This is a genomic window from Fructilactobacillus sp. X8R2C1, assembly GCF_059900955.1.
Window position 1 is genome coordinate 97,149 of the sequence record NZ_JBWXVI010000002.1, and the last position, 25,693, is coordinate 122,841.

The window sequence follows — 25,693 nt, forward strand, 5'->3', positions numbered from 1 at the left end:
ATCACAATTATGGCAAAAGTAACTGCTAAACAAGTTAAAGAGTTACGTGACAAGACTAGTGCTGGTATGATGGATGCTAAGAAGGCTTTAGTTGCCGCCGATGGTGATGAAAAGAAAGCCATTGATATTCTTAGAGAAAATGGGGTTGCAAAGGCTGAAAAGAAGAGTGGAAAGGTGGCTGCCAGTGGCCTCACTCGAGTTGTTGTTCATGATAACAAGGCTGCGATCGTTGAAATTAACTCGCAAACGGACTTTGTTGCCAGCAATGATGACTTTAAGGATTTGATTGATGCTGTTGCTGATGCAATTGCTTTAAATCAGCCTAAAGATTTAGATGCAGCAATGAAACTTGAATTAAACGATGGGACCGTCGAAGATGCCATCATTAATACCACCCAAGTTACTGGTGAAAAAATCAAATTGCGTCGTTTCAAGACCTTTAATAAAAATGATGATGATAGTTTTGGCTTTTATCTTCATAATGGTGGAGAAATTGGTGCTTTGGTTGAACTTCAAGGTGGAGATGACAATACTGCTAAGGATGTTGCCATGCATGTTGCTGCTGAAAACCCAGAATTCTTAACTCAAGATGAAATTCCTTCAGATCGGTTGCAGCATGAACGTGAAGTTCTTAAAAAGGAAGCTCTAAGTGAGGGTAAACCTGAAAAGATCGTTGAAAAGATGGTTGATGGGCGTTTAAAGAAATTCTTAGCTCAAATTAGTTTAGCTGATCAACCTTTTGTTAAGGATCCTGATATGTCTGTTCAACAATATGTTGAATCAAATAATGGTAAACTAAAAGGCTTTGTTCGATATGAAGTTGGTGAAGGTATTGAACAAGATACTCAAAGTTTTGCTGATGAAGTTAAACAACAAATGAATCAATAATATTTCAGCAAAAAGTCAGTGTTAAATGCACTGGCTTTTTTGTTATACCTAACTTCAGGGCACTGTTGTTATACGTTAATATATGCTAAAATTATCGTAGTTAATTTATATTGTTGGAGGAAATCTGATGGCAGATTTAAAGTACAAACGGATCGTTTTAAAGTTAAGCGGTGAAGCTCTTGCTGGTGATAAAGGATTTGGAATTAATCCCCCCGTTATCAAGACGATTGCTGAAGAAATTAGAGATGTTTATAACTTAGGGATTCAAATTGCCATCGTTGTCGGTGGTGGAAACATGTGGCGTGGTGAAGCTGGTGAAGAAATGGGAATGGAAAGATCTCAAGCCGATTATATTGGGATGCTTTCGACCATTATGAACGGTTTAGCCTTACAGGATAACCTTGAATCAGTGGATGTTCCGACTAGGCTTCAAACATCGATTGAAATGAAGCAAATTGCAGAACCCTACATTCGGCGTAAAGCAGTTCGCCACTTAGAGAAGGGACGAATTGTGATTTTTTCCGGAGGTACTGGTAATCCGTACTTTTCAACTGATACTACGGCAGTCCTCCGTGCTGCTGAAATTGACGCTGATGCCATTTTAATGGCAAAAAACGGAGTTGACGGAATTTACTCAGCTGATCCTAAAACCGATCCCAATGCTAAAAAGTATGAGAAATTAACGCAAATGGATATCATTAACAAAGGCTTACATGTTATGGATACTACTGCAAGCTCACTTTCGATGGATAATAATATCCCGTTAGTGGTATTCAATTTAAATAAGCCTGGCAATATCAAGAAGGTTGTTCAAGGTGATAAAATTGGAACAATCGTGGAAGGAAAATAATATGCCTAGTTCAAATGAAATTATTGACACAACTAAGTCAAAAATGAAAAAAGCAGAGGAAGCCTTACAGCGGGAACTTGGAAACATCCGAGCTGGTAGTGCTAATGCTAGTTTATTAAGTCCGGTTAGAGTTAACTATTATGGGGCATCAACGCCATTAAACCAAGTCGCTTCAATCTCAATTCCAGAACCGCGTGTAATTTTAATTACACCTTATGATAAGAGTTCGTTAAAGGACATCGAGCATGGTATTTTAGAGGCTGACCTTGGAATTAATCCGATGAATGATGGTGACAATATTCGAATTGTGATCCCACAGTTGACAGAAGATCGTCGAAAAGAAATTGCGAAAAAAGTTAAAGCAACTGGTGAAGAAAGTAAAGTAGCAGTTAGAAATGTTCGTCGTGATGGCATGGACGCTGCTAAACGGGGTAACAAAGATGGTGATTTTACGGATGACGAGTCTCATAATTTGGAGGACAAAATTCAAAAAATCACTGATAAGTCAATTTCTGAAGTGGAAGACATTATCTCGAAAAAGGAAGACGAGATTCTTAATGGTTAATAAAATGAGGAGTTTTTCTAATGGCTGATGATAATGATAACGAAAAAGAAGTAACACCGGGCACACCTGAGTTTGATCACATGGCATTTCGTTTGAAACAGCCAGTTAACGAAGGGAACCTGCGTGCACTGGACTATGATGGTAATCAATTACAGAAAATTCAAGATAATGTGTACGTGATGCCCGCTTATATTAATGATGACTTTAACTTATTTTTTGTAGTTTCTCCCTTGATCGAAAATGACTGGATTATTGCTTTCTCAAAAGCGACGATTGAGAATGGAAACGAGATTACAGATCTGTCAGAGCCAATCCCAACGGGTGAGGGATTGAATCAACTCGGGGAACAGAGCCCAGAAGACGCTAATAAGATTTTAAAGTATTTTAATACTTTGGTTGACGCAGGTCGTGGAGAATGGAAATTAGTAAAGTAAAAGGATGAGGATTCTCTCATCCTTTATTTATGTAAAAGTATTGAGGTACTCAAATGACTAACGAACTGGATATAAAAAACATTCCTAATCATATTGCAATAATTATGGATGGAAACGGGCGCTGGGCAAAAAAAAGACACTTACCTAGAATTGCTGGCCATAAACGCGGAATGGAAGTAGTAAAAGATATTACTACCAAAGCAAGTAATCTTGGGGTTAAAGTATTAACGTTATACGCATTCTCTACGGAAAACTGGAAGCGACCCGCAAAGGAAGTTGGCTACTTGATGAGTTTGCCAGCTAAATTTTTTGATGATTTTGTTCCGAGCCTCATTAAACACAATGTTAAGGTTACGACAATTGGTGACATTTCTGGATTACCTAAAAGAACCCAAAAAGCAGTTTATGACGCAATTGATGATACTAAGGATTGTACCGGGATGGTTTTGAATTTTGCTTTAAATTACGGTAGTCGTGACGAGATTGTGCGTGGCGTTAAGGAAATTGCGCAAAATGTAAAAAGGGGTAATATAAATGTTGATGAAATTTCTGATCAGACAATTTCAGATCATTTGATGACCGCTTTTTTGGGTGAATATTCTGATCCTGATTTATTGATTCGAACTAGTGGTGAAGAACGGATTTCTAATTTTTTGTTATGGCAAATTGCGTACAGTGAATTAGAGTTTGTTGATCAGTACTGGCCTGATTTCACACCTGCCGATCTAGAAAAAACAATTATACAATTTCAACAGCGTCACCGTCGATTTGGTGGTTTGGACGCAAAATAGGAGATTTATTATGAAGCAGAGAATTATCACAGCGGTTATTGCTTTGATTATTTTTATACCGATTATCATTGCTGGTGGAATATGGATTGATTTAGCCGCTATCGTGTTAGGTTTGATTGCTCTAGCAGAAATTTTTATTATGAAAAAACGACTTTTAGTGTCTCCAGAGACACTAATTGCGTTTGTTGCGACAATTGCTATGATTATCCCGACAAACTGGTTATCATTTTTACCATTGTGGATTAAGCCTCCATTTGCAATTTACATTTTAATAATGTTATTGATGTTATTTACCGTATTTTCTAAAAATAAGTTCAATTTTGATGACGCTGGGGTCTTTACCTTGGCAATTTTGTACATTGGGTTTGGATTTCATTACTTTATTGAAGCCCGGACTGATGGATTAACAACCCTGTTGTACGCTCTGTTTATTGTGTGGTTAACTGATTCTGGTGCCTACTTTTTTGGAAGGGCATTTGGAAAGCACAAATTGGCACCTCATATTTCTCCTAATAAGACTTGGGAGGGATCGATTGGCGGTACAGCACTAGCAGCCATTTTGTGTACAATCTTTGTCTGCTTTTTCCCAATTGATGGGATTGGTACTGTAAGTATGTTCTTTATTACGATTGTTCTTTCCATTTTTGGTCAATTTGGTGATTTAGTTGAGTCAGCTTTAAAGCGTTATTATGGAGTTAAGGATTCCGGCAAGATTTTGCCAGGCCACGGTGGAATATTAGATCGATTCGATAGTTTATTATTTGTTCTACCACTACTACATTTATTTGGAATTGTGTAATATCTGGAAGGGACTGGGTCTTTATTGTTAATTACAATCATTAGTTTCATAATCATTTTTGGAATATTAGTTTTTGTTCATGAATTTGGTCATTTTATCGTGGCTAAAATGTCAGGAATCATGGTCCGTGAATTTTCGATTGGAATGGGTCCCAAGTTGTTTTACTATCGACATAATCACACGACTTATACACTACGATTACTGCCTATTGGTGGATATGTTCGAATGGCTGGAAGTAGTGATGATGAGGATGAAGAAATTCAGCCAGGGACTCCAGTTCGGCTTCAAACTAATAGCAAAGGTGTTGTTACTAGAATTGATTTGAGTAATAAAAGCCAACTGTTTCAAGGAATACCACTAGATGTGTCGGGATCCGATCTAGAAGGGGGTCTCTGGATTGAAGGATACGAAAATGGTGATGATTCTGAGAAAAAAAAGTTTTCTGTTGATCACGATGCTACTATTATTGAAAAAGATGGGATCGAGGTTCAAATCGCGCCGGTTGACGTTCAATTTCAGTCAGCACCTTTGTATAAACGACTTTTGGTAAATTGCGCGGGAATTTTTAACAACGTTGTCTTGGCAATTTTGGCATTTATGCTTTTGTCCTTCATGCAAGGTGGAGTTCCTAATAACTCAAACAAGGTTAACCTGTCGCCACAAGTTTCAATTGCGAAAAAAGCTGGTCTGCAAAATAATAGTAATATTTTGGCTGTTGATGGTCACAAAACCAACACGTGGAATGATATCGGCACGTTGATTCAGAAGCGCCCAGATAAAAAAGTAACTTTAACGGTTAAGCATGATGGAAAAGTTAAAAATATTTCAATGACGACTGAAGCCAAAACCATTCAGAAGCAAAAAGTTGGTATGATTGGAGTTCAGCAGGCGATGGACACTAGTTTTTCAGCTAAGTTGTTTTCTGGATTTACTCGAACCTGGGATATGACAACTGAATTGTTTGGTGTGTTGGGTTCAATGTTTACCCATTTTTCTTTAAATGACTTAGGTGGTCCAGTTGCCATTTTTGCGGAGACGTCTAACGCATCCAAGGGCGGTTTTTTAGGACTGTTGAGCTTTTTAGCATTTTTATCCATTAATTTAGCCATTGTAAATGTGTTACCAATTCCAGCCTTGGATGGTGGTAAAATATTATTAAATATTGTGGAAGCAATTAGAAGAAAACCAGTTTCGGAAAAAACGGAAACGATCATTACGCTCATTGGTTTTGCCATTCTGATAGTATTGATGGTACTGGTAACTTGGAATGATATTGAGCGATACTTTATTCGATAAAACTTTAGGGGTTATAAAATGAAACAGTCAAAATTATTGATACCAACTTTAAAACAAGATCCAGCGGGAGCTGAAGCTCTTAGTCATAAAATGCTAGTTCGATCTGGATTCGTTAGGCAGGTTTCGGCAGGTATGTATGCATATTTACCACTGGCATATCGCGTGCTTGAAAACATCAAAAAAATTGTTCGTGAAGAATTAGATAAAACCGATGCAGCAGAAATGTTGATGCCCGCAGTTATTCCAGCTAAATTATGGAAAGATTCGGGTAGATATGACACTTATGGTCCCGAACTATTTAAATTTAAAAATCGACATGATACGGATTTTATTTTAGGTCCTACACATGAAGAAACTTTTACAGATCTAATTAAAAATAATATCAAATCATATAAAAAGCTTCCTTTAATTTTATATCAAATTCAACCTAAGTATCGTGATGAAGATCGGCCACGTTATGGATTGTTGCGTAGTCGAGAGTTTATTATGCTCGATGTCTATTCCTTTTCTGAAGATGATGATGATTTGGATAAGATTTATAAACAAATGGAAGCAGCGTTTCAGAGAATTTTTGACCGGATTGGGTTAAATTATCGGACCATCATTGGTGATTCTGGGTCAATGGGTGGCTCCGATTCAAAAGAATTTTCTGCTCCTGCTGCGGTTGGTGAAGATACGATTGTCTATTCGGATGATAGTGATTATGCTGCTAATCTGGAGATGGCAACGAATATGTTTGTTGATCAAAAGGGACATCAAGAATTAAATGATTTGGAATTAGTTGACACTCCAGATGTTAATAACATTAATCAAGTTAGTAAGTTCTTTGATGTTGAAAAAGATCAGATTATTAAAAGTTTACTTTATATCGTTGATGGTAAGCCAGTAATGATTTTGATTCGGGGAGACCAAAAAATTAATCCAACAAAGGTTAAGAATTATTTTGATGCTGATTCGGCAGAACTTGCTAGCCCAACTGAGGTTTCTAAATACTTAGACGTTAAACCTGGATCGGTTGGACCAATTAATGTTCCAGATGACGTTTCTGTTTATGCTGATCAGTATGTTAAAGGTATTAGTAATGGTGTTACTGGGGCTAACAAAAACGGGAAGCATTATAAAAACGTTAATTACGACCGTGATTACCAAGTAAAAGACTTTGGGGATTTTCATTTAGTTAAAGAAGGAGACATTTCTCCTGATGGTAGCGGAGTATTGAAGTTTACCAAGGGAATTGAAATTGGTCATATTTTCAAATTGGGAACACGATATTCCAAAACATTGGGTGCTGATATTCTCGATCAGAATGGTCGTAATATCCCGGTTGTCATGGGCTCATATGGAATTGGTGTCAGTCGTTTGTTGTCGGCAGTTTCAGAGCAGCAAGCTGATCAAAATGGATTAGTTTGGCCAAAAGAAATTGCTCCATATGATGTTCATGTTATCCCAACGAATGTTAAAAATGATGAGCAATTAGAGATGACATCTTCAATTGAAAAAGAATTGGAATCAAAAGGACTATCTGTTTTGGTTGATGATCGTAAGGAACGTGCCGGGGTTAAGTTTGCTGATTCTGATCTTATTGGAATTCCAATTCGGGTTACAATCGGCAAAAAGGCGGATGAAGGAATTGTAGAAGTTAAAATTCGTAAAACTGGCGAAACGATTGAGACTAAACAAGATGATTTAAGTAATACAATTGATATTTTGTCTAAAGAGATTTAAATTAAAGACCAGGTTTTAACTGGTCTTTTTTAAACTAATGAAAGAGAGGATCAAAGTGAGTTTAAATAAAAAAGAATTATTTAGTAAATTACTTCAGCAAATTAAATTAGAAGATTCAGCTGATCAATCTTACTTTCAAAATGCTGAAATTGACAAAATCGATGTCCATCAGAAATCAAATCGATGGCATTTTCATTTGGTACTACCAGAGATTATGCCTTACGAAAAGTTTATAGAATTTGTTCATCATTTGGGTGTGGCCTTCGATGGGATTGCTAAGGTAGATTTCGAGATTAAAACTAAGAATAGTGGTTTTGATAATCGTAAGCTTGGTGACTATTGGCAATGGGTTGTAAATCACGCTGGAATTACTTCAAATTTAACGCATGAATTATGTAATAATAATTTACCAAAACTGATTGATGACCGAGTTACCTTTCTTGCTGAAAATGAAATCGTCAAAGATTTTTTAAATGGTAATGCTTTGGGACCAATTGAATCAACTTATCAAAGAGTTGGATTTCCTAAATTTTCCATTCATACCATGATTGATACTACAGCATCTCAAGAAAAAATAGATGATTTAAAGAAAAAGAAACAACAACGTGACGTTGAGTTGGCTCAAAAGGCGATGCAGGCTCTAAAGAATTCCTCAGGCAAATCACATCCAAGTAAGCATTCTAAAATGATTGGAAAGAAAATCAAAGATGATGTTGATATTACTAAGATGGTGGACATAACCGAAGAGGAACGTTCCGCCGTGGTTAGTGGATATGTTTTTGATAAAGAAATTCGATCATTACGATCTGGCCGCCAATTGATGATTTTAAAGGTTACTGATTATTCTTCGTCAATTGTTGTTAAAAAATTCTCCAAAAATGATGACGAAGAACAAGAATTTGCATCATTAAATGTAGGAGATTGGGTTAAAGTCCGTGGAAGCATTCAAGAAGATAACTACTCTCATGAATTGACACTTAATGCTTATGATATTAATCCAATTAAACACGAAGAAAGAAAAGATACTGCCCCTGAAAATAAAAAAAGGGTTGAGCTGCACTTACACTCTAACATGAGCCAGATGGACGCTACTAATTCGATTAGTGATTATGTTAGTCGCACCAAAAAATGGGGTCATCCCGCAATTGCCATTACTGATCACGACGACGTGCAAGCCTTTCCGGATGCCTATCATGCTGCAGTTGATAACGATATTAAAATGATTTATGGAATGGAAGCAAATGTCGTTGATGATGGTGAACCAATTGCTTATAACGATAAACATGTTGCTTTAAAGGATGCTACATACGTTGTCTTTGACGTTGAAACCACTGGTTTATCAGCAATTTACGATAAGGTTATCGAACTTTCGGCTGTAAAGATGCAAAATAACAATGTGATTGAACAGTTTGAGGAGTTTATTGATCCTGGTTTCCCATTGTCTGAACAAACTACCAATTTAACTTCAATTACCAATGATATGGTGGCTGGTTCTAAGTCTGAAGAAGAAGTCTTTAAGTTGTTCCGTGAGTTTTGTGGTGATGCAATCATTGTAGGACATAACGTTACTTTTGATATTGGGTTCATGAATACTGGTTACGAACGCCATGACATGAGTCGGATTAGTAATCCAATTATTGATACTTTGACGTTGGCACGTTTTCTGTATCCTAATTTTAAGAGTTATCGATTAAACACGTTAGCTAAAAAGTTTGACGTTTCATTAGAGCACCATCACCGTGCGATTTATGATGCAGAATCAACTGGTCATTTAAATTATCTTTTTTTAAAAGAGGCTGAAGATAAATATAACATTCAGTATCACGATCAGCTTAATGATCATATGGAGGAACATGATGCTTATAAGCATGCTCGTCCATTCCATGCGATTATCCTGGCGAAAACTCAAGCTGGTTTAAAGAATCTGTTTAAACTGGTGTCACTTGCTCATGTTGATTATTATTATCGGGTTCCTCGAATTCCTAGGAGTCAGCTTAAGAAGTTTCGGGATGGCCTATTGATTGGATCGGCCTGTTCAAGCGGTGAAGTGTTTACGGCGATGATGCAAAAGGGTAAAAAAGAGGCGCTTGATAAGGCTAAGTTTTACGATTATCTTGAAGTTCAACCTCAAGCAGCGTATCAGCCACTAATCGATCAGGGATTAATTAGTGATCGGGGTAAGTTACAAGAAATTATTAGTAATATGTATGAAATTGCCCATGAGCTAGATATTCCGTTAGTAGCAACTGGTGACGCTCACTATCTTGATCCTCATGATTATATTTATCGTAAGATCTTGATTAATTCTCAAGGTGGAGCTAACCCACTGAATCGCCAAGAATTACCCGATCTCCATTTTCGGACCACTGATGAAATGTTGAAAGATTTTAATTTTCTGGGTGAAGATAAAGCTGAAGAAATTGTAGTTGATAATACTAATAAAATTGCTTCCGAAATTGATGATGTAAAACCCTTAAAAGACAAGTTGTATACACCAAAAATGGAGGGTGCTAAGGACGAAATTAGAGATCGAACGATGAATACAGCGCATCGTTTGTATGGCAATCCGCTTCCTGAAATTGTCCAGAAGCGTCTTGATAAGGAACTGAAAAGTATCATTGGAAACGGCTTCTCTGTTATTTATTTAATTGCTCAAAGATTAGTTTCTAAAAGTAACAAGGATGGATATTTAGTAGGTTCTAGGGGCTCAGTTGGATCGAGTTTAGTTGCCACTATGTCTGGAATTACTGAAGTTAATCCACTTCCTCCCCATTATCGTTGTCCTAAATGTCAGTACTCGCAATTTTTCACTAAAGGTGAATATAGTTCTGGATTTGATTTACCACATAAAAAGTGTCCAAGGTGTGGAACAGTTATGGTTGGTGATGGGCACAACATCCCCTTTGAAACTTTCTTAGGATTTAAGGGAAATAAGGTCCCGGATATTGATTTAAACTTTTCTGGAGACTACCAGCCAATTGCGCATAATTATACCAAGGTTCTGTTCGGTGAAAAGAATGTATATCGGGCCGGAACAATTGGAACCGTTGCTGATAAAACAGCTTACGGATACGTAAAGGCTTATGAACGGGACACCGGCAAACGTTTTCGAAATGCTGAAATTGATCGACTTTCTAAGGGTGCAACTGGTGTTAAAAGAACTACTGGACAGCATCCGGCAGGAATCATTGTTGTTCCAGATTACATGGATATTTATGATTTCACTCCAATACAATATCCGGCCGAAGATCAAAATGCGGCATGGAAAACGACTCATTTTGACTTTCATTCCATCCATGATAATATTTTAAAAATTGATATTTTGGGACATGATGATCCAACGATGATCAGAATGCTTCAAGATTTATCAGGAGTTGATCCGACAACGATTCCAATGGATGATCCGGGTGTGATGTCATTGTTTGCTAGTCCTAAGATTCTTGGTGTGAGTCCTGAACAAATTTTTTCAAAGACAGGGACACTTGGAATTCCTGAATTTGGGACGCGTTTTGTGCGGGGAATGCTTGAAGAAACTAAACCAAGTAATTTTTCTGAATTATTGCAAATCTCTGGGTTGTCACACGGGACCGATGTTTGGTTAGGAAATGCTGAAGAACTGATTAAGGATGGGACGGCTACCATTGCGAATGTGATTGGATGTCGTGATAATATCATGACCGACTTGATTAACTGGGGGTTAGATTCAGAAACCTCATTTCAGGTCATGGAACAAGTTAGACATGGTCGTGGAATTAAGAATGAGTGGCAGGATAAAATGACAGACGTTGGTGTTCCGCAGTGGTACATTGATTCTTGTTTAAAGATTAAGTATATGTTTCCGCGAGCTCATGCGGCTGCTTATGTGTTAATGGCACTAAGAGTGGCTTACTTTAAAGTCTATTTTCCACTCGTTTACTATGCCGCTTACTTTTCTGTTCGGGCTGATGATTTTGACATTGTGGCTATGAGTCATGGAAAAGAAGCAGTTAAATCAAGCATTAAGGCAATCAACGATAAAGGGACCGAAGCATCCACTAAAGAGAAAAATCTTTTGACTGTTTTGGAAATTGCCAATGAAATGTTGGAGCGGGGCTATGAATTTGAGATGGTCGACATTAATCGTTCGGACGCTTCTGAGTGGTTAATTGATGGTAAAAAATTAATCGCACCATTTCGAGCAATTCCTGGATTAGGTTTAAACGTTGCTAAACAAATCGTGGCGGCTCGAGAAGATAAGCCATTTATTTCAAAGGAAGATCTTGCTAAACGTGGTAAAGTTTCCAAAACCATTATTGAATTTATGACCCAAAATGGAGTCTTAAGTGAATTACCCGATGAAAATCAGTTAAGTCTGTTTGATATCTAGGGCTTTTTGATATTATTTGGGTTATATGGTATAGTTATATCAGTAATAATAAACTCTTCTGATGAGTGAGCAGGGATGCTCGCTCTTTTTATTGGTATTTTTTAGGAGGTAAAGTATTTGAGCGAAGTTATTGATAGAGTTACTAAAACCGTTCAACCGATTTTAGATGATAACAATTTTTACCTTTATGACATTGAGTATGTTCAAGAGGGTGGAAGCTGGTATTTGCGAGTTTATATTGATAAAGACCAAGGAATTAGTTTGGATGACTGTGTTTTGGTTAGTGATCAGTTAAGTGAAAAACTTGATGAATTGGATCCAGATCCATTTGACGAACCATACTTCTTAGAGGTGTCTTCGCCAGGTGCCGAACGGCCATTAAAACGGGAGTCTGATTATCAAAATGCAATTGGTGATTATATCCACGTTTCTTTATATCAAAAACTCAATGGGAAAAAGTCTTTTGAGGGAACCCTCAAAAGTGTTGATGATGATAAATTAACGTTAGCAATTAAAGATAAAACGCGAATTAGTGAACTTGAAATTCCGCGAAAATTAATTTCAAAAGCTAGATTAGCAATTGAATTTTAGTTAGGAGATTAAAATGAGTAAAGAATTAGTAAGTGCGCTTGATCAACTTGAAAAAGAAAAGGGCGTAAAAAAAGAGGTTGTGATCGATGCCTTAGAAGCAGCATTGTCTTCGGCTTACAAACGTAACTTTGATCAGGCTCAGAACGTCGAAGTTAACTTCGACGAAAAAACTGGAAGTATCCATGTATACGCCGTCAAAAAAGTCGTTGATAAAGTGGAAGATCAACGTTTGGAAGTTAGTTTGGATGAAGCTTTAAAGATTAATAAAGGATACGAACTTGGTGACGAAATTAAATTTGAAGTTACACCAAAGAACTTTGGAAGAATTGCTGCCCAAACCGCTAAACAAGTTATTACTCAAAGGGTTCGTGAAGCTGAACGTGAGACCGTTTATGACAAGTACAGTAAGTATCAAGATGAACTTGTAACTGCTGAAGTAGAACGTCAAGATAGTCGTTTTGTGTATATGAACCTTGGTCAAGTTGAGGCCGTGATGGCTAAAAATGATCAGATGCCAAATGAAACTTATCGTCCACAGGACAAGTTAAAAGTGTATGTTACAAACGTTGAAAATTCCTCAAAGGGACCACAAATTTTTGTAAGTCGAACTGCACCTGGAATGCTAAAACGACTCTTTGAACAAGAAGTTCCCGAAATTTATGATGGAACAGTTGAAATTGTCTCGATTGCAAGGGAGGCCGGCGACCGTGCTAAGGTGGCTGTTCGTTCTAATAGTTCTGATATTGATCCAGTGGGAACTAGTGTTGGACCTAGAGGAACCAGAGTGCAAACAATTGTAAATGAACTTGGTGGAGAAAATATGGACATTGTCCAATGGGATGAGAATCCAGCTGAGTACATTGCCAATGCATTGAAACCCGCTGACGTTATTGACGTTATTTTTAAAGATGGAGACGATCGTTCTTGTACCGTTGTTGTTCCAGACGATCAGTTGTCGTTAGCAATTGGGAAACGTGGTCAGAACGCACGGTTAGCCGCTAGACTGACTGGATACAAGATTGACATTAAATCCGAATCAGAAATGGATGGCACTGACGAAAGTGACAGTGAAGATAATCATTCTACTGATGATGTTTCATCAAATGAAGACGAAAACGAGGAATAATTTTTGAGGAGGTACTGTTATGAGAAAAAGAAAAGTGCCAATGCGAAAAGATGTGGTGTCGGGTGAAATGGCACCTAAACGACAATTAGTAAGAATTGTTCGTGATAAAGAGGGTAATGTGTCAGTCGATCCAACTGGGAAAAAATCTGGTCGAGGAGCTTACGTAAAAATTGACGTAACAATTGCCAAAAAAGCCAAGCGGGATAAAATCCTTGATCAAGTTTTTGATGTAACTTTAACAAATGATTTTTATGATGAACTTATTAGTTACGTCGACCATAAGCAGGCTCGACAGGAATTGATTGATAATGACAAATTATAATAAAGTCTTAAACTTATTGGGAATTGCAAGACGAGCTGGTAAAATAATCTCAGGTGAGGGGATTGTCTTGAATGCAATTAAAAAGGGACAGATTAATTACCTGTTTATTGCATCAGACTGTGGTGCAAGTACCAAAAAGAAGTTTCTCGATAAAAGTAAATTCTATGAAGTTCCAGTTAATACTGGTATGCTTAAAGATGATCTTAGCGACGCGATTGGGATGAAACGATCAATCGTAGCGATTAAGGATAAAGGATTTTCGAAAAAATTTAAAGAATTAAAATAATACAAGTAAAGGAGTGTGATTATATGGCCAAAAAAAGAATTTATGAATTAGCCAAAGAGCTTAATATACCTAGTAAACGTGTGATTGACACTGCTAAGTCAAATGGTTTTACGGTTAAAAACCATATGTCATCGCTTGATTCAAATCAGGAGAAGACCGTCCGAGGCGCGCTTAAGAATAGTCAGAAAGCGACCAGTGGAAGTGAACAACGGCATGCTCCAGCAAAAAAGACTGCTGACTCCCATAACGGAAGTAATGGTCACAATACTGCAAAACATGAAAATGGTCAGAATAACAATCATTTTGGTAGAAGCAATCATTCTAACAATCAGCATCGACCAAGTAATTCTGAACATAAACAAGTAAATAAACATCAAAATAATGGGAAAACAAGTAATCAGCGTCCAGAAAATGCTCATAGCAATGGTGTTCATACTAGTGGTCAGCACCGGAATCAGAATTCAAGTAATCATTTTAATCACAACAATCATCAAAATAGTCAACATTCGCACACGAATAATAGTCAAAGTGCGACCCATGCGAATAGTAATCGTCCCGCAACTGCAAATAGTGCAAGCAAGAAGCCGGTTAATAATACTTCTAAGCCACATAATAACGGAAGTGGAAAATTTGGTGGTAGTTTGAACCGCAACAAAAATAAAAAGGGCAAGAAGCGTAATAAGCGTCGCGATAATCGTTATAATATGTATTCTAAGAATCAACGAATTCGTCAGAATCACAAAAAGAATGCGGCGCCAACCCGTAAGAGTCGTCCATTACCTAAAGTTTTAATCTATCAGGATGGTATGAATGCGCAGGATCTTGGTAAGTTACTGCATCGGGAACCAGCAGAGATTGTTAAAAAATTATTTATGCTGGGAATGATGGTTAATCAGAATCAATCCTTGGATAAGGATGCCATTGAACTTCTTGCCACCGATTATGGGATCGAAGCTAAAGAAAAAGAAAATGTTAATGTATCAGATATTGACAAGTTCTTTAATGAAGAAGAGCATAACACCGATTACCAAGAAAGCCGTCCACCCGTTGTTACCATCATGGGACACGTTGATCATGGTAAAACCACGTTACTAGATTATCTTCGTCATTCACACATTACAGCAGGTGAAGCCGGTGGAATTACTCAAGCTATCGGTGCTTATCAGTTAAAACATGGCGATAAGACCATTACCTTCCTTGATACTCCAGGACATGCTGCTTTTACTGCCATGAGAGCTCGTGGTGCTGACATTACCGATGTGACTGTTTTGGTAGTGGCAGCTGATGATGGTGTTATGCCACAGACTGTTGAAGCAATTGATCATGCTAAAGCAGCGGGAACTCCAATTATTGTGGCAGTTAATAAAATTGATAAACCGAATGCCAATCCACAACATGTTAAAGAGCAATTGATGAACTATGGATTGGTTCCTGAAGATTTTGGTGGAGATACGATTTTTGTTGATATTTCTGCTAAAAATGGAACTAATGTTGATGAATTGTTAAATATGATTTTACTTCAGTCCGATGTGCTTGAACTTAAGGCTAATCCAAAACAAAATGGAGCTGGCTCAGTCGTTGAAGCAAGATTGGATAAGGGTAAGGGTCCTGTTGCTACCCTTTTGGTTCAACAAGGAACTTTGCACGTTGGGGATCCAATCGTTGTTGGTGACACTTTTGGTCGAGTTCGAACCATGACTAATGAGAACGGGAAAGAAATCAAGAATGCTAAACCATCAACTCCAGTTGAAATTACGGGGTTAAATGATGTTCCTGAAGCCGGTGATCGTTTTGTTGTCTTTAATGACGAAAAGACTGCTCGTGCTGCTGGAGAAGAACGAGCTAAAGAAGCCCAAATCGAAGAACGGAAGCAAAATAACCGTGTTACTCTTGATAACTTGTTTGATTCAATGAAACAAGAAGATATGAAACAGGTTAACGTAATTATTAAAGCTGATGTACAAGGATCAGTGGAAGCCTTAGCTGGAAGCCTCAAAAAAATCGATGTTGAGGGAGTTAAGGTTAACGTTATTCATGCCTCTGTTGGTGCGGTGAACGAAAGTGATGTTGCACTTGCTGAAGCAAGTAATGCCATCATCATTGGTTTTAATGTCCGTCCTACTCCGCAAGCTAAAGCTCAATCTGAAACTGATAAGGTTGATATTCGTCTTTATCAAGTTATCTATAACGCCATTGATGACGTGGAAGCTGCAATGAAAGGCATGCTTGATCCAACTTATGAAGAAGAAGTTACTGGTAATGTCGAAGTAAGACAAATTTATAAAGCTTCTAAAGTTGGAACGATTGCTGGTGGAATGGTTCTTGATGGGTACGTAAAAAGTGATAGCAAAGTTCGTCTGATTAGAGATAATGTTGTGATTTATGATGGAGAGCTTGGTAGTCTAAAGCGTTTTAAAGATGATGTTAAAGAGGTTAAACAAGGCTTTGAGTGTGGTTTAACGATTGAAAACTATAATGACATTAAAGTTGGAGATAAAGTCGAAGCATACCACATGAAAGAAGTCCAACCTAAGTAGATACCGTAAGGAGTGATTGTCATGGCACAATATCGTGTTGGAAGACTACAGCAGGAAATTCAAAAAGAAGTCGATGATATTTTACTTAAGCGTGTTCGTGACCCACGAGTTCAAGGAGTAACTATTACTGGTGTTGAAGTTACTGGTGATTTGCAACAAGCTACGATTTATTACAGTAGTTTATCTGACAAGAAGTCTGAACAAGAAAAGGTTCAAAAGGGCTTGGATAAAGCAACTGGTTTAATTCGAGGCGAGTTAGGTCATCGGTTAAGTATCTACGTTACTCCAGAGATTCATTTTGAACGGGATGGATCCATTCAATACGGAAGTAAGATTGATCGTTTGATTGATAATTTAAATAAAAAAAATAAGTAAAAAATTGACTGGAAATATTTATTTCCGGTCTTTTTTGCGTATATGGTACAGGAGTGAGTGAATTGGTCACTGGAATTATCCCTTTGTATAAGCCTAGGGGAATGACGAGCTTTGATTGTGTGAGTAAGATTCGACACATTATTGGACAAAAAAGAGTGGGCCATAGTGGCACACTTGATCCTAATGTAGATGGAGTTTTACCGATTTGTTTGGGCCATGCCACTAAAGTAGTTGATTATTTAATGCAATCAGGGAAGGTTTATAGTGGGTCAATTACGTTAGGTTTTTCCACTACTACCGAGGATTTAGATGGTGAAATTATTGATACTAATTTTGATTTTCAGCCAATCACAGATCAAGAAATTGACGAAGTCTTGAAATCATTTTTGGGGATTTCGACCCAGATTCCTCCCATGTTTTCCGCTGTTAAAGTGAATGGAAGAAGGTTATATGAGTACGCACGTGCTGGTATGAAAGTTGATCGGCCTAAAAGACAAATTAACGTTAGTCAATTTGTTCGTATCAATGCGAGTTCCTACAATCGTGATACTCACACCCAAACCTTTAATTTTGAGGTGAAGTGTGGAAAGGGAACTTATATCAGAACTTTGGCAACTGATTTTGGAAAAAAAGTTGGCATCCCAGCTGTGATGTCAAGTTTAACTCGGACTAAAAGTGGTGGATTTAATCTTTGCGATACAGTAACTTTTAAAGATATTAAAGAAGCCATGAATTCTAATCAAATCAATAAAGTTGTTTTTCCAATTTCACATGCTCTTAAAGATTTTAAGACTATTGTGATTAATAAAGAGCAGTGGAATCGTGTTCAAAATGGCGGTTTTTTAAGTATTGATGAGATCGCTTGTCAAGATGAAGTGATAGTTTTAAAGTATAATAATATTGATCGAGCTTTGTATTATAGAAATGAACAGGAAAATAATTATAAGCCCAAAAAAATGTTTGATTTAGATTAGAGGAAATTATGGAAGTCAATTATTTATCATACCCACTTGATAAGAACGAAAAAAATCGTCCCCAAGTCATTGCCATGGGGTTTTTTGATGGAGTTCACCTGGGACATCAAAAAGTGATTAATCAAGCTAAACAAATTGCTAAACAAAAAAAACTTCCTTTGGCAATTTTAACTTATGATCATCACCCGTCGTTAGTGTACAAGAAGTTGGATGGAAATGAAAAACGTTATTTAACCCCGCTTAACCGTAAATTATATTTATTTGAGCAACTGGGGGTTGATGTGGTCTATGTCATCAATTACAACTTTGCTTTTCAAAATCAAAATCCCCAAGAATTCGTTGATAATTATTTGATTGGATTGAATGCTGATACGGTTATAGCAGGATTTGATCATACTTATGGGGAACAAAATGCGGGCATGAAGGAGCTCCCTCAATATGCCAGGGAGCGATTTGATGTAGTCAGTGTGGCAGCTGATGAAATGGACGACAAGAAGGTTAGTTCTACTAGGATTCGTCGAAATCTTGAACGGGGACACATCCAGACGGTTAACGATCTTTTGGGATATGAATTCGAAAATGACGGAGTGGTTGTTCATGGATTTGCTCGTGGTCGTGAATTAGGCTTTCCCACTGCTAACGTTGAGTATTCGGCAAAACAGCAGTTGCCCAAACTTGGGGTGTATGTGGTCCAGCTTGAAGTTAATGGTACGTGGTACAAAGCGATGGCATCAATTGGCAAAAATGAGACGTTTGGAAATGATAATCCAGTTACTTTAGAAATTAATATTTTGGATTTCGATCAAAATATCTATGGTAATCACGTCAGAGTTAGATGGTTATCGAAAATGAGAGACGAGGTCAAATATCAGGGGCGGAAACCGTTGATTGATCAATTAAAAATTGATGAAAGTAACACCCGATCTTATTTTAAGAAATACATTAATTCTCACCAGTAAACTTATTTCTTGACGTTCTTTAATACCTTTGGTAAGGTATAAATGTACGTTAGCACTTGATAATAAAGAGTGCTAAAAGAGGTGGTAAGAATGCTCACAAAGAGACAAGATATGATTCTAAAGTACATTGTTGATGACTATACTAACAATGGTGTTCCAATTGGATCAAAACGCTTGGCTGATCAACTCCCAATGAATGTTAGTTCGGCTACCATTCGTAATGAGATGGCAGTTTTAAGTGGTCAAAATTTGATTCAAAAAGTTCATACTTCGTCTGGAAGAGTTCCTTCAAATGAAGGATATCGATATTACATTGATAATTTGGTTAATCCTGTACTGGTTGGCAATGAAGAAAAAAGTTTGATTCATAATGCTCTGGGAGGAACATTTCAACAAATTGATGATATTGTTAAACAATCTGCTGATATTTTGTCCAGCTTGACCGATTATACCGCGATGACTTTGAGTCCAGAACAGACTAATACCGAAACTTTACAACATTTTCAACTAATTAAGTTAGCCGATCACCAAGTGATGGCAATTATGGTGATGAATGATGGGCAAGTTGAAAGTCAGCCCTTTATAACTAATCACCAAATTGATGAAGATAAGTTACTTCAAGTAACTAATTTAGTTAATGACAAGCTTTTTGGTAAGACAATTCCGGAAGTTTTAGCGGCACTTAAAAGTACAATTCCTGACGAAATTAGACACTATTTAACTTCTTCAGAAAACTTTGTTGGAGCCTTTGAATACGTCATTAATAAATCGCTTAAAGACCATTTCTTTGTTAGTGGAAGAATGAATTTATTGGATACAATGGATGATAAGAACGATCTAAAAAATATTAAGCCACTTTATTCAATGTTTGGAAATAACTCGAATATGGCAAAAATTTTAGATAATGAATCCAAACCCATTTCAGTTATGATTGGTTCTGAGCTACGAAATGATTTATTGAAAAATTATAGTATTATCTCTGGAACTTATGATGTTGGAATTCATGGTGTTGGTAGGATTGCCGTAATTGGCCCTACCAGAATGTCTTATCCTAAGGTTTTGGGCCTAGTTGATGCGTTTAAAGATGAACTTCAGAAACGAATCAATGGATACTATGATAATTATGATAAATAAAAAGGAGGTTCAAAATGGCGAGCGAGAAGGAAAAGCAAAGTAAAGATTTAGATGATAAAACGGAAAAGGTTGATGAATCGAATAAGTCAGAGCAAGAAGTCAAAACGGACGAAAAGGATGATTCTGCAAAAAAGATTGATGAACTAAATCAACAACTAGATTCAGTTCAAGACAACTACTTACGAGCAGAAGCTGAGATTCAGAACATTCAAAATCGAAACAAAAAAGAGCGTGCTGATTTAGCAAAGTATGGTGCACAAGATCTTGCTAAAGACGTTGTGCCTGTGATGGATGATTTAAAAAGAGCTCTTGACGTTGACGTTTCTGACGAAAACGGTAAGCAACTCAAAAGGGGGATCGAAATGGTCCAACAACATCTTGAAAAAGCTCTGAAGGATAATGATATTTCGGAAATTAATGCTAATGGAGTGGAATTTGATCCTAGTTTTCATCAAGCTGTTCAAACGGTTGCTCCAAGTGATGAACATCCAAAAGGAACCGTAGTATCGGTACTTCAAAGCGGTTATAAAATTGCTGATCGGGTCTTAAGACCAGCAATGGTAGTAGTGGCACAGTAATTAAATAGTTATTAAATATATAAAAAGAAGGTTTAAGTTATGGCAAGTAATAAAGTTATTGGAATTGATTTAGGAACAACTAATTCAGCTGCAGCCGTTATGGAAGGTAATGAACCAAAAATCATTACCAATCCAGAAGGATCAAGAACGACCCCATCAGTAGTTGCTTTTAAAGATGGTGAGATTCAAGTTGGTGAAGTTGCTAAGCGTCAAGAAATTACTAACCCAGATACTGTTGTATCAATTAAGAGTCACATGGGTGAGCAAGGTTACAAAGTAAAGGCAAACGGAAAAGAATATACTCCACAACAAATTTCAGCTATGATTCTTCAGTACATCAAAGGCTATGCGGAAGATTACATTGGTGACACTGTTAATGAAGCTGTTATTACCGTTCCTGCTTACTTTAATGATGCACAACGTCAAGCTACTAAAGACGCTGGTAAAATTGCTGGGCTTGATGTTAAGAGAATTATTAACGAACCTACTGCTGCTTCACTTGCATATGGTTTAGACAAAAAAGATAAAGATGAAAAAATCTTGGTTTATGATTTAGGTGGAGGTACTTTCGATGTTTCCGTCCTTGAATTAGGTGACGGTGTCTTCCAAGTTCTTTCAACTAATGGTGATACTCACTTAGGTGGGGATGACTTTGATAAGAGAATCATGGACTGGTTAATCGATAACTTCAAGAAGGAAAATGGGGTTGACCTTTCAAAGGATAAGATGGCTTTACAACGTTTGAAAGACGCTGCTGAAAAAGCTAAGAAAGACTTGTCAGGTGTAACTCAAACTGAAATCTCACTTCCATTTATTTCTTCTGGTGAAAATGGTCCGCTTCATTTACAAACCACGCTTACACGTGCTAAGTTTAACGAATTAACTTCTGACTTAGTTGAAAAGACTAAAGCTCCTTTAGACAATGCTTTGAAGGATGCTGGACTTTCAGCTAGTGATATTGACCAAGTAATTCTTAATGGTGGTTCAACTAGAATTCCTGCTGTTCAAGAGGAAGTTCAAAAGTGGACTGGTAAAGAACCAAGTCATTCAATCAACCCCGATGAAGCTGTTGCTTTAGGTGCAGCTATTCAAGGTGGAGTAATTACTGGTGACGTTAAAGACGTTGTTTTACTTGATGTTACTCCACTATCACTTGGTATTGAAACGATGGGTGGTGTATTCACTAAGTTAATCGATAGAAATACAACCATCCCAACTTCCAAGTCACAGACTTTCTCAACTGCTGCTGATAATCAAACGGCCGTTGACATTCATGTTTTGCAAGGTGAACGTCCAATGGCTGCTGATGATAAATCATTAGGTCGTTTCCAATTAACTGACATTCCTGCAGCACCAAGAGGTGTTCCCCAAATCGAAGTTACCTTTGATATCGATAAAAACGGAATTGTAAATGTTTCTGCTAAAGATAAGGGAACTGGAAAACAGCAAAAAATCACCATCAAAGATTCCAATGGTCTATCAGACGACGAAATCGATAAGATGATGAAAGAAGCCGAAGCAAATGAAGATGCCGACAAGGAAAAGAAGAACAAGGTTGATCTAGATAATGAAGTTGACCAATTGATCTTCCAGACTGATAAGACATTGAAAGATGTTAAAGGCAAAGTTTCAGATGATGAGATTAAAGCCGCTCAGGATGCTGAAGACGAACTCAAAAAAGCTAAAGAAGATGGCGATACTGATGCAATGAAGACTAAAAAGGATGCTTTGAACGAAAAGGTTCAAGCATTAGCAGTTAAATTGTATCAACAAAACCAAGGCCAAGCTGATCAAGGACAACAAGGTGGAAATAATGCTAACGGTGGATCATCTAATGGAAATGATGATAATACTGTTAATGGTGACTACCATGAAGTCCATGATGATGACAACAAATAATTGTGGCAATTGAGGCTATTAACAATTGATGAAAAGCTAAAGTCAGTTTGATGGGCTTTGGCTTTTTGTTGTATTATTTGAGCTTGGAGGCGAACTAATGGCTAATAAAGATTATTACAAAGTATTAGGCGTGGACAAAAGCGCCAGTGAAGATGACATTAAGCATGCCTATCGAAAATTATCAAAAAAATACCATCCAGATATTAATAAAGCTCCAGATGCAGAGGCAAAGTTTAAGGAAATAACCGAAGCATATGAAGTTTTAGGCGACAAAAAGAAACGAGCCAATTATGACCAGTATGGTTCAGCTGATGGTCCCCAAGGATTTGGAGGCTTTGGTGGCGGAGCCGGTGCTGGTGCAGGCGGACAAGGTGCCGGATTTGGTGACTTTTCTGATATTTTCAATGATATTTTTGGTGGTGGCGGAAGACGTCGTCAAGCTGACCCAACTGCACCACGTCGTGGACGAGATTTGCAATATCAGATGACACTTACATTTGATGAAGCTGTTTTTGGGACTAAAAAGACCATTAAGTATAATCGTGAAGAAACTTGTCCGACCTGCCATGGCACTGGGGCTAAGCCCGGGACTAAACCAGAGACTTGTTCTAACTGTCATGGAAGTGGTTATGTTACTAAAACGGTTAATACCCCGCTCGGTCAGATGCAGACCCAGGAACCATGTCCCGTTTGTGGCGGCACTGGAAAAGTAATTAAAGAGAAGTGCCCAACCTGCGGCGGTACTGGAAAAGTTGAGAAACAACATTCTCTTGAAGTTACGGTGCCTGCTGGTGTTGAAGAGGGACAGCAAATGCACATGCAGGGTCAAGGTGATGCCGGTGAAAATGGCGGTCCTTATGGTGACTTGTACGTGATCTTTAGAGTTCTTCAAAGCAAGTACTTTAGAAGAGACGGATCTACCATCTATTTTGATCAACCAATTTCATTTGCCACTGCTGGTTTAGGTGGAGAAATTAAAGTTAAAACCGTTCATGGTGACGTTGATTTGAAAATTCCTGCAGGCACCCAGACTGGGACGGTCTTCCGTTTAAGAGGAAAGGGTGCGCCTAAACTTCATGGAAATGGTAATGGTGACGAAATGGTAAAAGTTAAGGTTCAGACGCCAAAAAAACTTAACTCTAAACAAAAAGTTGCTTTACAAGCTTTAGCTGAAGCTAGTGGTGATACTAATGTTGAAGAAGGCAAGAATTTCTTTGATAAAATGAAAGATGCTTTTAAATAAACAAATAAAGGAGCGGTTTAATAACCGCTCCTTTATTTGTTTGTTATACATATATCGGGTTGTTATAATAATAGTAACGACTTGGACGAATTAATAATGAAAGTAGGAAAATATCGTGGATTATAAAAAAATGAAGGAAAAGCAACGTCGGACGAGAAATTTTGCTATTGTTGCTCATATTGATCACGGTAAGTCAACTTTAGCCGACCGAATTTTGGAGTTGACTGACACTGTTTCTAAAAGGGACATGCAAGATCAAATTTTGGATAATATGGATTTGGAACGGGAACGTGGAATTACCATCAAGTTAAATGCGGTTGAGTTAACTTATCATGGTAAGGATGGGATTGATTATGTATTTCATTTGATTGATACTCCCGGACACGTAGACTTTTCTTATGAAGTTTCTAGAAGTCTGGCTGCTTGTGAGGGTGCCTTACTGGTTGTTGATGCCACTCAAGGAGTTCAAGCCCAAACCTTAGCTAACGTTTATTTGGCTTTGGATGATGATCTTGAAATTATTCCTGTCATTAATAAAATTGATTTGCCTTCAGCAGAGCCCGAGAAAACTAAAAAAGAGATTGAAGATGTGATTGGATTGGATACCTCTGATGCGGTTGAGATTAGTGCCAAGACTGGACTCGGGGTTGAGAACTTATTAGAGGAAATTGTTAAAAAGATTCCTGCTCCTGAGGGAAATATTGAGGGTCCGCTTAAGGCGTTGGTTTTTGATTCAGTTTACGATGATTATCGTGGCGTAGTACTAAGTGTTCGTTTGTATGATGGAGTCGTAAAGCCTGGAGATCAAATTCGCTTGATGAACAGTGGAAGTGAATATGAAGTCACAGAAGTTGGTGTTAACTCGCCGAAGCCACTTCAACGAAAGTACTTAATGGCTGGGGATGTGGGATACATTACTGCCAGCATTAAAGATATCACTAAAACGCGAGTTGGCGATACAGTTACTGACGCAAACAATCCAACTGATAAAGCTCTACCAGGATACCGTGAAATGATTCCCATGGTTTATGCTGGATTGTATCCAACTGATAATGCGAAGTTTGGTGATTTAAGGGAAGCACTTGAAAAACTTAAATTAAACGATGCTTCACTTGAATTTGAGCCGGAATCGTCTGAAGCACTGGGTTTTGGATTTCGTTGTGGGTTCCTTGGATTACTTCACATGGACGTGGTTCAGGAACGTCTGGAACGTGAGTTTGGGCTGGATTTAATTACTACGGCTCCATCAGTAACTTATCATGTGGATTTAAATGACGGAAGTACACTTGAAGTTGAAAATCCATCTGAAATGCCAGATGTATCAGCAATTAAGGATATTAAGGAACCATTTGTTAAGGCTAGTATCATGGTGCCAAACGATTATGTTGGTGCTGTGATGGAAATGTGTCAAGATCGACGTGGTCAGTTTGTCACGATGGGGTATCTAGACGATGCCAGAGTGAATGTCATTTATCAAATGCCATTATCGGAAATTATTTTTAATTTTTTCGACAAATTAAAATCAAGTACGCATGGTTATGCATCACTTGACTATGAATTATCTGAGTATCGACAAAGTGATTTAGTTAAAGTGGATATTCTATTGAACGGTGATAAGGTCGATGCTTTAAGTTTTATTTCCCATAAACAGTTTGCTGCTGGCCGAAGTCGTGAAATTGTTAAAAAACTCAAGAGTATTATTCCAAGACAAAATTTTGAAATTCCAATTCAAGCAGCAATTGGCGCTACCATTATTGCTAGGACTAATATTAAAGCTTATCGAAAAGATGTGACATCTAGAATTCATACTGGTGACCCTGATCGAAGAGCGAAGTTACTTGAGAAGCAAAAACGTGGGAAAAAGCGGATGAAAGCGGTTGGAAAGGTTGATATTCCTCAAGAAGCCTTCATGGCTGTCTTACAAACTGATGAAGACCAAAAAAGCGACAAATAGT

General features: G+C 37.6%; 22 protein-coding genes. All 22 read left to right on the forward strand.

The genetic code is table 11. The features are described 5' to 3' along the window. Positions 1–6: 6 nt before the first annotated feature. The 22 genes from tsf (at position 7) to lepA (ending at position 25,692) form a co-directional block, all read left to right on the forward strand. Positions 7–888: a translation elongation factor Ts gene (gene tsf, locus AC6UD6_RS02645; protein ID WP_500695752.1), complete on the forward strand. Its 882-nt coding sequence runs from the start codon at positions 7–9 to the stop codon at positions 886–888. A 127-nt stretch (positions 889–1,015) separates the two neighbouring features. Further along, a complete protein-coding gene (pyrH, locus tag AC6UD6_RS02650) occupies positions 1,016–1,738 on the forward strand; it encodes a UMP kinase (protein WP_500695573.1) in 723 nt (240 codons plus the stop codon). 1 nt (position 1,739) lies between these two features. After that, on the forward strand, positions 1,740–2,303 hold the full coding sequence (frr, locus tag AC6UD6_RS02655) for a ribosome recycling factor (protein ID WP_500693850.1): 564 nt from the start codon (positions 1,740–1,742) through the stop codon (positions 2,301–2,303). Between the two features lie 20 nt (positions 2,304–2,323). Beyond that, positions 2,324–2,737 (forward strand): hypothetical protein, encoded by a 414-nt coding sequence (locus AC6UD6_RS02660; RefSeq protein WP_500693849.1) that lies wholly within the window; start codon positions 2,324–2,326, stop codon positions 2,735–2,737. Positions 2,738–2,790: 53 nt separating this feature from the next. Continuing rightward, the gene (uppS, locus tag AC6UD6_RS02665; RefSeq protein WP_500693848.1) at positions 2,791–3,528 is read left to right on the forward strand and encodes an undecaprenyl pyrophosphate synthase; all 738 of its coding nucleotides are present in this window, start codon (positions 2,791–2,793) and stop codon (positions 3,526–3,528) included. A 10-nt stretch (positions 3,529–3,538) separates the two neighbouring features. Next, positions 3,539–4,327, forward strand: coding sequence for a phosphatidate cytidylyltransferase (locus tag AC6UD6_RS02670; protein ID WP_500693847.1), 789 nt, complete (start codon positions 3,539–3,541; stop codon positions 4,325–4,327). 24 nt (positions 4,328–4,351) lie between these two features. Beyond that, entirely contained in the window at positions 4,352–5,623 is a 1,272-nt protein-coding gene (rseP, locus tag AC6UD6_RS02675) for an RIP metalloprotease RseP (RefSeq protein WP_500695574.1), read from the forward strand. 18 nt (positions 5,624–5,641) lie between these two features. Continuing rightward, the gene (locus AC6UD6_RS02680; RefSeq protein ID WP_500695575.1) at positions 5,642–7,348 is read left to right on the forward strand and encodes a proline--tRNA ligase; all 1,707 of its coding nucleotides are present in this window, start codon (positions 5,642–5,644) and stop codon (positions 7,346–7,348) included. Positions 7,349–7,403: 55 nt separating this feature from the next. After that, positions 7,404–11,714: a PolC-type DNA polymerase III gene (locus AC6UD6_RS02685; RefSeq protein WP_500695576.1), complete on the forward strand. Its 4,311-nt coding sequence runs from the start codon at positions 7,404–7,406 to the stop codon at positions 11,712–11,714. 117 nt (positions 11,715–11,831) lie between these two features. Beyond that, positions 11,832–12,305, forward strand: a complete 474-nt coding sequence (rimP, locus tag AC6UD6_RS02690) for a ribosome maturation factor RimP (protein WP_500695577.1) — start codon at positions 11,832–11,834, stop codon at positions 12,303–12,305. A 13-nt stretch (positions 12,306–12,318) separates the two neighbouring features. Next, on the forward strand, positions 12,319–13,431 hold the full coding sequence (gene nusA, locus AC6UD6_RS02695) for a transcription termination factor NusA (RefSeq protein ID WP_500695578.1): 1,113 nt from the start codon (positions 12,319–12,321) through the stop codon (positions 13,429–13,431). A 19-nt stretch (positions 13,432–13,450) separates the two neighbouring features. Further along, positions 13,451–13,753, forward strand: coding sequence for an RNase P modulator RnpM (gene rnpM, locus AC6UD6_RS02700; RefSeq protein WP_500695579.1), 303 nt, complete (start codon positions 13,451–13,453; stop codon positions 13,751–13,753). Further along, on the forward strand, positions 13,740–14,039 hold the full coding sequence (locus tag AC6UD6_RS02705; RefSeq protein WP_500693840.1) for a L7Ae/L30e/S12e/Gadd45 family ribosomal protein: 300 nt from the start codon (positions 13,740–13,742) through the stop codon (positions 14,037–14,039). Before rnpM ends, AC6UD6_RS02705 begins: the two co-directional genes overlap by 14 nt. A gap of 23 nt (positions 14,040–14,062) precedes the next feature. After that, positions 14,063–16,576: a translation initiation factor IF-2 gene (gene infB / locus AC6UD6_RS02710; protein ID WP_500695580.1), complete on the forward strand. Its 2,514-nt coding sequence runs from the start codon at positions 14,063–14,065 to the stop codon at positions 16,574–16,576. A gap of 21 nt (positions 16,577–16,597) precedes the next feature. Further along, complete coding sequence (rbfA, locus tag AC6UD6_RS02715; protein WP_500693838.1) at positions 16,598–16,951, forward strand: 30S ribosome-binding factor RbfA; 354 nt, start codon at positions 16,598–16,600, stop codon at positions 16,949–16,951. 62 nt (positions 16,952–17,013) lie between these two features. After that, complete coding sequence (gene truB / locus AC6UD6_RS02720; RefSeq protein WP_500695581.1) at positions 17,014–17,925, forward strand: tRNA pseudouridine(55) synthase TruB; 912 nt, start codon at positions 17,014–17,016, stop codon at positions 17,923–17,925. A gap of 8 nt (positions 17,926–17,933) precedes the next feature. Continuing rightward, positions 17,934–18,884 (forward strand): riboflavin biosynthesis protein RibF, encoded by a 951-nt coding sequence (gene ribF / locus AC6UD6_RS02725; protein ID WP_500695582.1) that lies wholly within the window; start codon positions 17,934–17,936, stop codon positions 18,882–18,884. A gap of 90 nt (positions 18,885–18,974) precedes the next feature. Further along, complete coding sequence (gene hrcA / locus AC6UD6_RS02730; protein ID WP_500695583.1) at positions 18,975–20,018, forward strand: heat-inducible transcriptional repressor HrcA; 1,044 nt, start codon at positions 18,975–18,977, stop codon at positions 20,016–20,018. A 14-nt stretch (positions 20,019–20,032) separates the two neighbouring features. Further along, entirely contained in the window at positions 20,033–20,596 is a 564-nt protein-coding gene (gene grpE, locus AC6UD6_RS02735) for a nucleotide exchange factor GrpE (RefSeq protein ID WP_500695584.1), read from the forward strand. Between the two features lie 39 nt (positions 20,597–20,635). Continuing rightward, positions 20,636–22,495, forward strand: a complete 1,860-nt coding sequence (dnaK, locus tag AC6UD6_RS02740) for a molecular chaperone DnaK (RefSeq protein ID WP_500695585.1) — start codon at positions 20,636–20,638, stop codon at positions 22,493–22,495. A gap of 97 nt (positions 22,496–22,592) precedes the next feature. Beyond that, on the forward strand, positions 22,593–23,738 hold the full coding sequence (gene dnaJ / locus AC6UD6_RS02745; RefSeq protein WP_500693833.1) for a molecular chaperone DnaJ: 1,146 nt from the start codon (positions 22,593–22,595) through the stop codon (positions 23,736–23,738). A 115-nt stretch (positions 23,739–23,853) separates the two neighbouring features. After that, positions 23,854–25,692, forward strand: coding sequence for a translation elongation factor 4 (lepA, locus tag AC6UD6_RS02750; protein ID WP_500695586.1), 1,839 nt, complete (start codon positions 23,854–23,856; stop codon positions 25,690–25,692). Position 25,693: the final 1 nt, after the last annotated feature.